Here is a 12,906-nt window from a genome sequence, read left to right as displayed (position 1 = left end):
ACGGCCGCGAACCCGCTAATTCAGGAAGCCGATCTTGGTGTAGTCGTAGGACGCGAGGCCGGCGGCACCGAAGTTCGCCAGGTTGTCGCGCACCGCGACGTTGCCCGGCGCCTGCATCAGCGGCAGCGAGAACCCCTCCTCGAACACCGCGGTGTCGACTTCGTTGGCCAGTTCGATCGCCTTCTGCGGGTCGAGTTCCGAGATCGTCCGCTCGATCAGCGCGTTCAGTTCGGGCGAACCGATCCGGCCGTAATTGCCCTGCAGGTCGTCGGGGTTGTACGCGTAGATCTGCGGCAGACCGCTGAGCGGGAACGGATCACCCACCCAGGAGAATTGGGCGAGGTCGAAGTCGCCGGGCTGAATGACGTCGGTGAAGAACCCGGTGCCGCCCCGGGTGTCGATGTTCAGCTTGGCGCCGATCTGCGCGAGGTTCTGCTGAACGATCTGCGCGATCTGGACCCAGGTGGTCGACTGGTACATCACGTCGCGGATCTCGAGCCGGCGCCCGTCCTTCTCTCGGAACTCGCCGTTCAGTTTCCAGCCGAGCTCGTCGAGCCGCCGCGCGGCCTCCTCGGGGTCGTAGGCGACGGCCGCACTGTTGTCCTGGTAGCCCTCCTGACCGCTGAGGTAGACGTGGTTGTTCAGCGGCTGGGGGTCGTCGACCAGACCGTTCTGAATCGCGGTCGCGATGCCCTGCCGGTCGATGCCCTTGGACAGCGCCACCCGCAATTCCGGATCGGCGAGGATCGATCCGTCCGCGCCGTTGAACGTGATGTGCGAGAACTGGGTTCCCGGCGCTCGGCGGATCGCGATGCCGTCCGATCCCTCCGCCGTCTTCACCTCGTCGATCGTGCCCAGCCCGGACGCGTCGATCTCGTTGTTCTGCAGCGCGGGAATTCGCGCGGAGTCGTCGAGCACGCTGTACGTGATGGTGTCGAGTTTCGGGGTGTTGCCCCACCACACGGGGTTGCGGCCCAACGTGATCCGATTCTGCGCCCGGTCGATCGACGCGATCCGGAACGGTCCCGACGTCAGCGAGATCCCGTCGCGCAGGCTCGTGTTGAACGCCTCGGGGGTCGCGGTGGCCGCCTTCGGGTAGAGCATCGAATTGCCCGCGAACTGGCCCCGCCACTCGGCGTACGGTTCGGCGAACGTGATCACCGCCTGACGGTCGTCGACGCCGCGCTCGACTCGGTCCACCCGCTCGAATCCGGACGTGTTCGCGATCAGGAATTCCTTGTTCTTCCCGCTGAGCGCCGCGGCCTGGGACTGGATGTCCTCCCACGTGATCGGGGTGCCGTCGGACCACACCGCCTTCGGGTCGATCGTGTACGTGACCTGCTGCGGATCGGTGCCGGTGAGCGCGACGTCGACGAAGTAGTCGTGGTTCACCGACAGCGCCCCCGAGGCGTCGGTGCCGAACGCGCGGGGCATCATCGGCTTCAGCATGCCGCCGATCTCGGAGTCGTTGCCGTCGTTGGACAGCGTGTTGAAGTTCGGGGGGAAACCCGACAACGCCAACCGCAGGTTTCCGCCGTCGCGCAGTTCGCTGGGGTCGTGCGGGTTGATGTCGTTGGTGGTGCCGATCGAGCCGGATCCGGTCCCGGTGCCGCCGGTGTCCGAGCCCCCGCAGCCGGCGAGAACGAGGCCGACGGCCAGGAACGATACCGCGAGGCGGGTGCGCGCCGAACGAATCCTCATGGATGTGCCCTTCCTCGAAGTTCGCTGACCCTAGTGTGCCAAATACGTCGGATCCGGTACGGGGATTGCCGCGAGCAGTGCCCGGGTGTACTCGTGCTGCGGATCCTCGAAAATCGTCTGCGCGGCTCCCGACTCGACGATCCTGCCCCGGTACATCACCGCGACGTCGTGCGCGATGTTGCGGACCACCGACAGGTCGTGCGAGACGAACAGGTACGACATGCCCCGCTGCTCCTGGAGGTCGCGCAGGAGGTTGAGCACCCCGGCCTGGATGGAGACGTCGAGCGAAGACACCGGTTCGTCCAGGAACAGCAGTTCCGGATCGAGCGCCAGCGCCCGGGCGATGCTGATCCGCTGCTTCTGGCCGCCCGAGAAATCGGCCGGGTACCGGTCGGCGTGCTCGCGTCGCAACCCCACCAGGTCGAGCAGTTCCGGTACCCGGCGGCCGATCTCCTCGCGCCCGCGGCCGTCCAGCCGCAGCGGCTCGGCGAGCACGTCGAACACCGGCAGCCGGGGGTCCAGGGACGCCGTCGGATCCTGGAAGACGACGGCCATCTTCCGCCGGAGGGCGCGCCTGCGGTGGGCGCTCAGCGTCGCGACGTCGGCACCCAGCACCTCGATCGACCCGGATTCCGGCGCGGACAGGTCGAGGACCTGCGTCAACGTCGTCGATTTGCCCGAGCCGGATTCGCCCACCAACGCCAGCGTGCGACCCGCACGAATGTCGAACGTGATGCCGTCGACCGCCCTTATCTCGCCGCGCTTGCGGCGGAACACCAGACCGCTGGTGATCGGATACGTCTTCACCAGGTCGGTCACCTGCAGCACCACCCGGTGCTCGGGTTGCGTCCTCGCGGTGGCGGCGGGGGCCGGCTGATCCCGCCGATATGCCGTGAAGAGGTCGCGGGTGCCGCTCTCGTCGACGCGGATACACGCCGCCCGGTGGGCCGGTCCGGTCGCGACGAGTTCCGGTTCGGCGAGCAGGCAGGCGTCCACGGCGAGCGGGCAGCGCGGCGCAAACGTGCAACCGGGTGGCAGTGAATGCGGTGCCGGCGGGGCGCCGGCGATCGAGACCAGGCGGCTCCGGATCGGCGCGTCCATCCGTGGTACGGACACGAGTAGTCCTGCGGTGTAGGGCATTCGGGGTTCCGCGAACAGTTCCCGCACCGGAGCGGACTCCACCACCCGGCCCGCGTACATCACCACCACGCGGTCGGCGAGGGTCGCCGCGATGCCCATGTCGTGGGTGATCATCACGACACCGGCGCCGGTGAGATCACGCGCCTTGCGCAGCAGGTTCAGGATCTGCGCCTGCACGGTCACGTCGAGGGCGGTGGTCGGTTCGTCGCAGATGATCAGCGCGGGATCGTTGGCGATCGCGATGGCGATCACCACGCGCTGGCGCATGCCGCCGGAAAACTCGTGGGGAAAAGCCTTGGCGCGCACCGCAGGATCGGGGATCCCGACCAGATCGAGCAGGTCGACGGCGCGCTGCTCGGCGTCCTTCCTGTTGCTCGCCCGGCCGTGGACCAGCAGCGCCTCGGCGATCTGGTCACCGACCCGGTACACCGGCGTCAACGCGGACAGCGGGTCCTGGAACACCATGCTGACCGTCTTCCCGCGCAGCGCCGACAGTTCCCGGTCTCCCATGCCCAGCAACTCGCGGCCCTGCAACCGGATCGAGCCGGTGACGCGCGCGTGCTCGGGCAGCAGCCCCATCACCGCGAGGGATGCCACCGACTTGCCCGAGCCCGACTCACCCACGATGGCCAGCACCTCGCCGTCGGAGACGGTGTAGCTGACGTCCCGGACCGCCTCGATCCGGCCCTCCTCGCTGGGAAAGCTGACCCGCAGGTTCTCGATGTCGAGCAGCGGTTGCCCGGTCACCGCTTCACTTTCTTCCTGCTCTTGCGGGACCGGGCCCGCTTCGAGGTGGGGTCGACCGCGTCGCGGAGTCCGTCGCCCACCAGATTCGCCGACAGCACGGTGATCACCAGCAGTCCGCCCGCGAACATGAACAGCCACGGGTAGGTGAGGGCGGATTCGGTACCGTCGGCGATCAGCGACCCGAGAGAGATGTCCGGTTTCTGCACGCCGAACCCGAGGAAGCTGAGCCCGGTCTCGGCGAGGATCGCGGCACCGACGTTCAGGGTCGCGTCGATGATCAGAATCGACGCGATGTTCGGGACTATGTGGCTGGTGATGATCTTGTGCGTCGGTGCCCCCATGTACCGGGCGGCCTGCACGAATTCCCGCTCGCGCAGGCTCAGCGTCATCCCTCGGACCATCCGGGCGGTGATCATCCAGCCGAACACCGCCAGCAGCAGGATCAGCAGGACGATCGAACTCGACGACTTCAGCCGGGGGGTGAACACGGCGATGATGATGAAGCTGGGAACGACGAGCAGCAGATCGACCAGCCACATGATCACCCGATCCGGCCAGCCGCCGACATACCCGGCCAGCGCACCGACGAGCGCCGCGATGGCGGTGGAGAAGAGCGCGACGCAGATGCCGATGATCAGCGACTTCTGCAGCCCGCGCAACGTCTGGGCGAGAACGTCCTGCCCGATCTGGTTGGTGCCGAAAAGATGTTCGGCACTGGGCGGCTGCAGCAGCGCGGTGTAGTCGAGTTGCTGATAGTCGTAGGGGAGCAGGTACGGTCCGACGAAACTGGCGACGAACAGCAACAGCAGGATGCACACCCCGGCGATGGCGGGTTTGTTCCGGAGAAACCGCCGAAACAGCAGGGTTCGGCGCCCGACGGCCGACACCGCCGCATCGGTGGACGCGATCTGGATCTCGGTCACCCCACACGCACCCTCGGGTCCAGCGCCGCATACACGACGTCCGAGAGCAGCCCTGACAACAGCACGATCAGCCCGGTGAACGACGTGATCGCGACGACGATGTTGGTGTCCTGGTTGTCGATGCCGATCACGATCCACTCGCCGATGCCGTGCCAGCCGAAGATCTTCTCGGTGAACGTGGCCCCGACGACCAGCGCCCCGAACCCGTAGGCGAACAGCGTCGCCATCGGGATCAGCGCCGTCCGGAGTCCGTGCTTGAGCAGTGCCGCCCGCCGGGTCAGCCCCTTCGCCCGCGCGGTCCGGATGAAGTCGCTCCCCAGAACGTCGAGCATCGCGTTGCGTTGATATCGGCTGTACCCTGCGATGCTGCCCAACGCCAGCGCGATGGTCGGCAGCACCAGATGCTGCACCCGGTCGACGAACTGCGGCCAGAACCCGGTGATCGTGCTGGCCGAGGATTCCCCGGTGTACAGGAAGATCTGGCTGCCGGTGGCCGAGTTGATCTGGAGAGCACCGTATTTCAGCAGGGTTGCCACCAGGAACACGGGCGCGCTGAGAATCAGCAGCGACACGACGGTGCTGAAATAATCGCTGAACTTGTACTGCMGGATCGCCCCGGCGGCGCCGATCAGCACCCCCAGCACCGCGCCGATGACGGAACCGAGGATCAGCAATCGCATGCTCACCAGGATCCGGCGGCCCAACTCGTCCGACAAGGGCTGACCCGTGATGGTGGTGCCGAAGTCGCCGTGCACGACGCCGCCCAGCCAGTTCGCGTACCGCACCGGGATCGGGTCGTCCAAATGCAGTTCCGCGGCCTTCGCGTCGATCACCGATTGCGGCGGCCGGGGGTTACGTTGTTCCAGGCTGTCGAGCGGGCGGAAGGTGAGCGAGGTGAGGCTGAACGTCAGGAACGACGCCAGCAGCAACAGCACCACGTAATTGAGCGCTCGTCGTAGCAGGAAGATACCCATCGATCCCCGTTCATCCTGAGTGTTGTTTGGTGCACTCGGCATGAGCGGCCGGGTTACCCCGGCCACGTTCACCACTATGTGGCGTTCCCGCAGCGATACCGTCTGCCCGCCGGATGGCGGGTCTTATGGTTGGTTTCTGTCGGGCGTCTTTTACGTCTCGTCCGCAACTCGCCGAAGACGCACCACCGTCAACAACCGCCGCGAGGGCAGCGAGGTTGAGGGCGGCATTGTGATCACGATCAGCGCGGAATCCGCACGAATCGCAGGTGAACACCCGAACATTGAGGGGTAGTTTGGCTTTCACTACCTGACAGTTCGAGCAGGTCTTACTCGACGGATACCAACGGTCCGCCACGTGCAGTCTTGTGCCGGTCCACTCGGTCTTGTAGGTCAGTTGTCGTCGGATCTCGGCGAGCGCCGCATCACGCAGAGCCCGGTTCAGTCCACGCTTGTAGGCGCCACCGGAGCGGGTCATCCCCGTGACATTGAGGTCTTCGACGACGACGGTGCCGACGTCCCGCACCAGTCGGGTGGTGAGTTTGTGCAGGTGATCGCGGCGCGCGTCGGCGGTGCGGGTGTGTACTGCCCTGATCTGGTCTTGGGTGCGCAGCCACCGCTGTGAGGGCTCTTGGCCGGTGAGGCGATCCGGGCCGATCTGGCGGGACGCGCGGCGCTGCAGACGACGCAACACCTTCGCGTGCTTTCGTGTGTGTTTCGGGTTGTCGATCATCTCTCCGGTCGAGAGGACCGCGAGGTGTTTCACCCCCACATCGACGCCGACCACCGAACCGTCCACACCACCATCGGCAACGGCGGAGGCACAGGTGGCGGTGGGCGGGAGTGCCCTGGCGGGGAGAGTAGTTTCGACGGAAAACGACACCTGCCACCGGCCGCGTCGATACGACACGGTCGCAGATCGGATCCGCGCCGTCCCAGCGATAGTCTTGCGGGCCAGTTTGCGGGTGGATTCGCACGTCCGGATCGCCCCGATCCGGGGCAACTGCACATGACGGCGGTCACCGCCATCGGTGACCAGCCCGAAACTGCCCGTCGTGAACCGGCACGACAGCACCGCCCGCTTACTTCGGAACCGCGGAAACCCCATCGAGCCTTTCCGTTTCCCGGACCGGGCGTCGGACCAGTTCGACAACGCGGCAGCACAGTTCGCGATCCCGGAGCTATACGCCTCCTTCGAGTTCTCTGGCCACCACACTTTCCCGGTCTCGGGGGCGACCGCGACGTCGTTCTTGACGGTGTTCCAGAATTTGCGCAGACGGTATGCGGACCACGACATCGACGGGGTCAGCTCCGCGTCGGGAACACCGTAGGACCGTTCCGCGGTCCGTTGATCGAGGTTCGCCTTGACTTGTGACAGTGCCCAGTTGTAGGCGAAACGCTGTGCCCCGCAATGCGACCGTAACGCCTCGACCTGTGCCGGGGTGGGATCGAGAACGTAGACGTACGCCCGGATCACCGTCCGAGACGGATCCGGCGCAGTGATGTCGGCAGTCCGATCCTCGAGTGCAGCAGCGGCCGTCATGGGCGGTCCGTCGCGGCGGCCACGGCAGCGGCGGCACGCCGACGTGCACGGCGCTGCCCGTTCAGGCGGGCACGCAGCGACGTCACCACCCCGGTCATGTCCCACCAGATCATCAACCACCCCCATCGTCGGCCAACGTGAGCAGAGTACGACCTTGCGCCGACAAAAACGGCCTCGATGCATTCGAACCCGAGCCTCGTCGGGCTGCTCCCGATGCTCCACCACGATCGTCGTCACGTTCTGATCGGCAAACAGCTTACGAATTTTCATGCCCTTCCCGACCCATGGCGTGCAGACCGCAGTATCTCCCACCAGGATCGTGCCCGACGGCAACTGCTGAGCTCGGACAGAAAGCGTTCCCGCATGAAACCACGCCGACGCGGTCCGGTACTTCACTCCGCTCGCTGCCGCCCAATCCCTCAACATCACGACACCAAACTCCACTAGACAGCACGAAACAATCCCACAAGCGAACGGTTGCAAACCCTCGCAACTAGGGCTCAACGCTACGAAGTATAGGAGCGTGCCGCCGGCGGTCGGCCCGACTCGGCGAAACGGGTGCCGCGTCCGAGATCGCCGCCCGGCATGTTGCGTCGTCGCTTGTTAGCGTTGGCGGTGTGACAATTCGTGCCGGCGCCGTCGAACAGGTGACGCGGCGCACGGCACACCTCACCAGGTACGACGAGTACGCGGTGACGGTCCCGCGGTCCGGCGATCGTGCGCTGGTCGGGGTGCCGCGCGGGGTGACGCCGTCGGCAGTCGCGTACTATCTGCACGGGCGGACGGGGGACGAGAGGTCGATCGACGATCGCGCCGGACTGCGGGACGGCCTGCTAGACGCCGGATACGTGGTCGCGAGCCCGTACCTGCATGGCGACCTATGGGGTAACCGGTCGGCGCAGGACGCCGTGGTGGCGCTGGACGCGTGGGTGTCCCGGCGGTGGCCGGTGCTGCGGCGGTTCCTGATCGGCGAATCGATGGGCGGGAACGCCGCCGTGCGACTGCGCGAGGTGCCGTGGGACGGTGCCGTGTTCATCGCCCCGTCGCTGTCGCTGCGCGCGGTGTGGGAACGAGGCGAGCACGGACGCGACACCCTGCGGGACGCGTTCGACCTGTCCGCGGACGGGCACGACCTCGAATCGAAGACGGAGCACTGGGACGCCGTCCGGCACCGGCCGGGAGATTATGTGGGAGTACCCATTCGGGTGTACGCCTCGCGGGAGGACGAGGTCGCGAACATCGCCGGTGTCACGGGGCCGTGGGTCGAGATGATCCGCCGCGGCTCGGACTCGGTCGAGTTCGTCGAGGTGAGCGGCCCACACGTGTCGGAAGACCACTTCCGGGCCGCGGAGGTCGTGAAGTTCTTCGGGACGATCCGGTGAACGCGGGGAGGCCTTCGCGGCGAAGGCCTCCCCGCCCGTTCACGCCTCGGTGCGGTGCGTGGTGTCGAGACGGAAGATGTTGGTGAAGAAATCCTTGACGGCCTGGATCTTCTCGTTGGTCAGGTCGATGGCGTGGCGACGCGATTCTTCGAGCGCGGTGGGCATGGAGGCTTCCTTTCGTCGAGAGGGCACAGCATGGCGATCGACAGTCTGCCCCAACATGCTGACGCCCGCATGACGAACAGGTGTCGCGCATGCAACTCGAACAGCAAGCGGGGGAGCGTGTTCGGTTAACCTGGCACGATGACGACGAGCAGCGCAGACGGCCGGGTCGCGATCACCTACTGCACCCAGTGCCAATGGTTGTTGCGTGCAGCATGGATGGCGCAGGAACTACTCGGCACGTTCGGGCAGGAACTCGGCGAAGTCGCACTCGTCCCCGGCACCGGAGGGATCTTCCGCATCACCGTCGACGACGACCTGATCTGGGACCGCAAGGAGCAGGGCGGCTTCCCGGACATCACCGTCCTCAAGCAGTTGGTCCGCGACCGGGTGGCACCCGACCGAGACCTCGGGCACAGCGACCGGAAGACCCCCTGACGTCAGATCCCGACCGCCCGCTCCAGTGCGCGCAGTTCGTGTCCGAGCCGGGCCGGGATCGACTTCAGGTCGGGCACGGCGCTGCGGCAGCCGGTGACACCGAACGAGATGATGTCGTCGTTGCTGGTGCACGTGATGTTCAGGCCCTGGCCGTCGACGGGCACCGACAGCGGGTAGATGGCGTCGAGCCGCGCACCGTTCCAGTACAGCGGTGAGCTGGGGCCGGGAACGTTGGAGATGATGAGGTTGAACGGCGGGCGCACCCGCGAGTTGTGCCCGAACAGCATGCTCGCGCCGATCGGTGCCGCCCCGAGCGCGCTCATCGCCAGGATCTGCGTGGCGGTCATCGAGCCGTAGGCTTCCTTGCCCTCGCGCATGGAGGTCCGGATGGTCTCGAGCCGATCCGCCGGTTCGCGCAGGTGGGTGCCGAGGTTGCACATGAGCACCCCGATGTTGTTGCCGGTCGCCGCCTCGCGCTGGCTCTTCAGCGACACCGGCACCATCGCGATCAGCGGCTCGGCGGGCAGGGCGTTCTGATCCTCGAGGTAGCTGCGGAGCGCTCCCGAGGACATCGCGAGCACGACGTCGTTGATGGTGCTGTCGGACAGCTTGGCGACGAGGCGGAGACGTTCGAGCGGCCACGACTGCGCCGCGAACTGGCGGGCGCCGGTGATCGGCACGTTGAACGGAGTCTTTGGTGCGGACAGCGCGAGCGGGCCACCCTGGTCGCGGAAGGCGCGGGAGACGGTGCCGGCCAGCGCGGGCACGAGACCGGCGACCTCACCGACCGTCTCGCGGGCGGTGCGGATGGTGGAACCGGCGAGACCCGACAGGCTGAACCCCTTCGACGGCGTCCGCTGCGGGCGCGGGCCGCGCGGCTGCCACGGAGCGGGCACGTCCCGATCGTCGGAGTTCTCGCTGAGCGCGTTGCGCAGCATCTTCATGGCGGTGACGCCGTCGGCGACCGCGTGGTGGATCTTGGTGTAGACGGCGAACCGTCCGTCGCTCAGTCCCTCGATCAAGTGCATCTCCCACAGCGGGCGGCTGCGGTCGAGCAGCGATCCGTGCAGCCGTGAGCACAGGGCCATCAGCTCGGCCTCGCCGCCGGGGGCGGGCAGTGCGTCGTGCCGGATGTGGTGACCGAGGTCGATGTCGTCGACGGTCTCCCAGCTCCACTGGCCGAGCGAGGAGAAGGACCGGCGGGCCCGCTTGGCGAGCCGGGGTGTGACGATGCCGTCGCCCTCGACGAGCGCGCGGTCGAGCATCGCGCGCATGTCATAGGTGTCGGCGCCGTCCGGGAGCTGGAAGATCTCCACGCCGCCGACGTGCATCGGGTGCTCTCGGGACTCGCCGAGAAGAAACATCGAGTCGAGGGGGGACATGGGGAGCGGCATCTATTGCCCTTTCCATCCCGAAGACGACTTCCCGGATCGCAGGAGGGCTCGTCTGTGGTCTGAGGTAACGGGAGATGGTGACGTTCCGTTTGTCAGGGACCACCACCGGATAACTAATTGATATGGGACAGGTCACGAAAGCGTGACGCTCGTATTTCTACAGGTTTCCCGTGAGCCATGCCACTAGACAAGCGTCCAGTTTGGCGTCTGTCATTCGAGTGATCGACACCGAAAATGAACTCCGTGTGAACATCCCAATTTTGTGCACTCAGTGCGGAATTCACGTTTCCGAAACTGCCTAGGGCCGAAAGTCCCTACTCGGTAAGAATTGTGGCATGACCAAGCCATGGGCAATTGTTGAACATGTGTCGTTCGAAGGACCGGCTCTCGTCGGAACTCTGCTGGCGGAGCGGGGAATTCGCTACACCGAGTACCCCACGTACCGAACGTCGGAACTTCCGGCCGTTCACGACATCGGCGGCCTCGTCGTGATGGGCGGTCCGATGGGCGCACTCGACGACGTTACCCACCCGCAACTTCCGCGAGAGCGAAACTTCATCAAAAAAATTGTGGACGCCGGTCTCCCGATGCTCGGGATCTGCCTCGGCGCGCAACTTCTCGCGGCCTCGTTCGGCAGTCCGATCCGCCGCGGGCCGAGCCCGGAGAACGGTGCCGGGACGGTGACGGTGTCCGACGACGGAACGCGCGATCCCGTGTTCGGTGCCGTCGGCGCCGAGGTGCCCGTCGTCCACTGGCACGGCGACACCTTCGACCTCCCGGACGGCGCGGTCCGGCTGGCGAGCAGCCGCCTCTACGAGAATCAGGCGTTCGCCATCGCACGCCGCGCCTACGGTCTGCAGTTCCACGTCGAACTCACCCGCGAGCAACTGCCCGTGATGCAGGCCCACATGCCGCCCGGCACCGCGCCGTCGGGGGAACACATGGACGCCGTGGAGGCCGCCGGACGGATCATGATCGGTTCGTTCCTCGACCTCGCCGAGAGCTGACAGAATCGGGCGCGCGGGCGCCGATGAGTTTCGCGCACCGCCGTGGTCTGTATCGATGACTTCCGCACTGGGCGGAACCCGAGAAGGAGAATCACATGTCCCGGATGCTCTTCGTGAACCTGCCGATCAAGAACCTCGACGCGACCAAGCAGTTCTTCGGCGGACTCGGCTTCGAGTTCAACGCCACGTTCAGCGACGATTCCTGCACCGCCATGGTGATCAACGAGTCCACGTCCGTGATGCTCCTCGTCGAGTCCCGGTTCAAGGACTTCATCGAAGGCGGCATCTGCGACACCTCGAAGGCCGTCGAGGCGCTGCTCTGTATCTCGGCCGACAGCCGCGAGGAGGTCGACAGCCTGGTCGACAAGGCCCTCGCCTCCGGTGGCTCGGCGTGGGGCAAGCTCCAGGACGAGGGCTTCATGTACGGCCGCGCGTTCCGTGACCTGGACGGCCACGTCTGGGAGGTCATGTGGATGGATCCGGCCGCCGTGCCGGCGTAGGGGTCAGGCGGGCGGGGTCTCCGGCAGTCCGAACTTCTCGAACAGATCGATGTCGAAGAAGCAGACGACGTGGGAGACCCCGTCGGCCGTCACGTCCAGGACATGCAGCTGAAACGGACGATGGACGCCGTCCTCCCCGCGCATGTACAGGCCGAGCGCCGGCTGTCCGTTCGACACCGTCGGCACCAGTCGCATGTCGCCTCGAGCCTTGGCCGGGCACTTCTCGCTGACCAGGGTGCCGATCGCGGTCCCGCCGCGGTACCAGCCCTCGAACGGCGGCATCTCCCAGACGGCGTCCTTGGTGAACAGTTCGACGATCCCGTCGATGTCGTAGTTCTCGAACGCGGCCACGTAGCGGTCGAGCAGTTCGCGTTCCTCGGGGGACTCCGGTTCGACGAGCGTGTCCGCCGACGGCGTGGCCAGTTCGAGTTGCGTCCGGGCACGCTGCAGCAGGCTGTTGACCGCCGTCGTGGTGGTGCCGAGGGCCGTCGCGACCTCCGACGCCTTCCACTGCAACACGTCGCGCAGGACGAGAACAGCGCGCTGACGTGCAGGAAGATGCTGAAGGGCCGCGATGAACGCCAACCGCACCGACTCGCGCGACGTCACGACGGTGGCGGGATCGCCGGCGTCGTCGTCGATGAGGCGGTTGGGGAGCGGCCCGAGCCACGGCACCTCGTGTCGTTCGACGAGTTCGGCGGTCGGGTCGGAGTCGGGAGCGCCCAGACCGCTCGGCAGCGGACGCTTCGACCTGTTCTGCAACGCCGTCAGGCAGGTGTTGGTGGCGATCTTGTACAGCCACGTCCGCAACGACGCCTGCTGCTGGTAGCCCTCGTATCCGCGCCACGCCCGGATGAACGTCTCCTGCATCTGGTCTTCGGCGTCGTGAAGTGAGCCCATCATGCGATAACAATGGGCGAGCAACTCGCGCCGGTAAGGGTCGGCGAGTGCGAGGAATTCCCCGTCGAGCGACTGCGCAGCCGTCATGGTTGGAGCTT

At 66.4% G+C, this 12,906-nt stretch carries 12 protein-coding genes; 4 read left to right on the top strand and 8 right to left on the bottom strand.

Features of this window, described 5'->3' with window-relative positions; genetic code table 11:
• Window positions 1-15: 15 nt before the first annotated feature.
• The 5 genes from AC1DWT_RS16260 to tnpB are packed head-to-tail and all read right to left on the bottom strand — an operon-like array spanning window position 16 to window position 7,025.
• Window positions 16-1,701: an ABC transporter family substrate-binding protein gene (locus tag AC1DWT_RS16260; RefSeq protein ID WP_477921378.1), complete on the bottom strand. Its 1,686-nt coding sequence runs from the start codon at window positions 1,699-1,701 to the stop codon at window positions 16-18.
• A gap of 30 nt (window positions 1,702-1,731) precedes the next feature.
• Complete coding sequence (locus AC1DWT_RS16255; RefSeq protein ID WP_477921376.1) at window positions 1,732-3,588, bottom strand: dipeptide ABC transporter ATP-binding protein; 1,857 nt, start codon at window positions 3,586-3,588, stop codon at window positions 1,732-1,734.
• Window positions 3,585-4,511 (bottom strand): ABC transporter permease, encoded by a 927-nt coding sequence (locus AC1DWT_RS16250; protein WP_387485598.1) that lies wholly within the window; start codon window positions 4,509-4,511, stop codon window positions 3,585-3,587. The genes AC1DWT_RS16255 and AC1DWT_RS16250 overlap by 4 nt, the downstream gene beginning before the upstream one ends.
• Entirely contained in the window at window positions 4,508-5,485 is a 978-nt protein-coding gene (locus AC1DWT_RS16245; RefSeq protein ID WP_477921375.1) for an ABC transporter permease, read from the bottom strand. The genes AC1DWT_RS16250 and AC1DWT_RS16245 overlap by 4 nt, the downstream gene beginning before the upstream one ends.
• 10 nt (window positions 5,486-5,495) lie before the next feature.
• On the bottom strand, window positions 5,496-7,025 hold the full coding sequence (gene tnpB / locus AC1DWT_RS16240) for an IS607 family element RNA-guided endonuclease TnpB (RefSeq protein ID WP_095861370.1): 1,530 nt from the start codon (window positions 7,023-7,025) through the stop codon (window positions 5,496-5,498).
• Between the two features lie 617 nt (window positions 7,026-7,642).
• On the opposite strand from tnpB, the gene AC1DWT_RS16235 reads away from it, so the two are divergent.
• Entirely contained in the window at window positions 7,643-8,407 is a 765-nt protein-coding gene (locus AC1DWT_RS16235) for an alpha/beta hydrolase (RefSeq protein ID WP_477921373.1), read from the top strand.
• A 39-nt stretch (window positions 8,408-8,446) separates the two neighbouring features.
• Here the strand turns inward: AC1DWT_RS16235 and AC1DWT_RS16230 are convergent, their stop codons facing one another.
• Window positions 8,447-8,572 (bottom strand): hypothetical protein, encoded by a 126-nt coding sequence (locus AC1DWT_RS16230; protein WP_255314952.1) that lies wholly within the window; start codon window positions 8,570-8,572, stop codon window positions 8,447-8,449.
• A 138-nt stretch (window positions 8,573-8,710) separates the two neighbouring features.
• Here AC1DWT_RS16230 and AC1DWT_RS16225 point away from each other — a divergent pair, with 138 nt between their 5' ends.
• Entirely contained in the window at window positions 8,711-9,007 is a 297-nt protein-coding gene (locus AC1DWT_RS16225; protein ID WP_072937524.1) for an Rdx family protein, read from the top strand.
• Window positions 9,008-9,009: 2 nt separating this feature from the next.
• On the opposite strand, the gene AC1DWT_RS16220 is transcribed toward AC1DWT_RS16225, so the two are convergent.
• A complete protein-coding gene (locus AC1DWT_RS16220; RefSeq protein WP_072937523.1) occupies window positions 9,010-10,401 on the bottom strand; it encodes a WS/DGAT/MGAT family O-acyltransferase in 1,392 nt (463 codons plus the stop codon).
• 335 nt (window positions 10,402-10,736) lie between these two features.
• Between AC1DWT_RS16220 and AC1DWT_RS16215 the strand changes: the two genes are divergently transcribed.
• Window positions 10,737-11,408: a type 1 glutamine amidotransferase gene (locus tag AC1DWT_RS16215; RefSeq protein ID WP_477921370.1), complete on the top strand. Its 672-nt coding sequence runs from the start codon at window positions 10,737-10,739 to the stop codon at window positions 11,406-11,408.
• Between the two features lie 95 nt (window positions 11,409-11,503).
• A complete protein-coding gene (locus tag AC1DWT_RS16210) occupies window positions 11,504-11,908 on the top strand; it encodes a VOC family protein (protein WP_015889204.1) in 405 nt (134 codons plus the stop codon).
• 3 nt (window positions 11,909-11,911) lie between these two features.
• Here AC1DWT_RS16210 and AC1DWT_RS16205 read toward each other — a convergent pair whose 3' ends face one another.
• Window positions 11,912-12,895 (bottom strand): sigma-70 family RNA polymerase sigma factor, encoded by a 984-nt coding sequence (locus tag AC1DWT_RS16205; protein ID WP_095861366.1) that lies wholly within the window; start codon window positions 12,893-12,895, stop codon window positions 11,912-11,914.
• Window positions 12,896-12,906: the final 11 nt, after the last annotated feature.

It is taken from the genome of Rhodococcus sp. P4_B6 (assembly GCF_056402215.1).
Note: the sequence above shows the minus strand (reverse complement) of the source record. Positions and strands in the feature narration are given on the sequence as shown.

Coding starts and splice junctions, on each gene's coding strand:
- AC1DWT_RS16220 (WP_072937523.1), bottom strand. CDS start 10,401: ATGCCGCTCCCCATGTCCCCCCTCGACTCGATGTTTCTTCTCGGCGAG.
- AC1DWT_RS16205 (WP_095861366.1), bottom strand. CDS start 12,895: ATGACGGCTGCGCAGTCGCTCGACGGGGAATTCCTCGCACTCGCCGAC.
- AC1DWT_RS16260 (WP_477921378.1), bottom strand. CDS start 1,701: ATGAGGATTCGTTCGGCGCGCACCCGCCTCGCGGTATCGTTCCTGGCC.
- AC1DWT_RS16230 (WP_255314952.1), bottom strand. CDS start 8,572: ATGCCCACCGCGCTCGAAGAATCGCGTCGCCACGCCATCGACCTGACC.
- AC1DWT_RS16225 (WP_072937524.1), top strand. CDS start 8,711: ATGACGACGAGCAGCGCAGACGGCCGGGTCGCGATCACCTACTGCACC.
- AC1DWT_RS16210 (WP_015889204.1), top strand. CDS start 11,504: ATGTCCCGGATGCTCTTCGTGAACCTGCCGATCAAGAACCTCGACGCG.
- tnpB (WP_095861370.1), bottom strand. CDS start 7,025: ATGACGGCCGCTGCTGCACTCGAGGATCGGACTGCCGACATCACTGCG.
- AC1DWT_RS16215 (WP_477921370.1), top strand. CDS start 10,737: ATGACCAAGCCATGGGCAATTGTTGAACATGTGTCGTTCGAAGGACCG.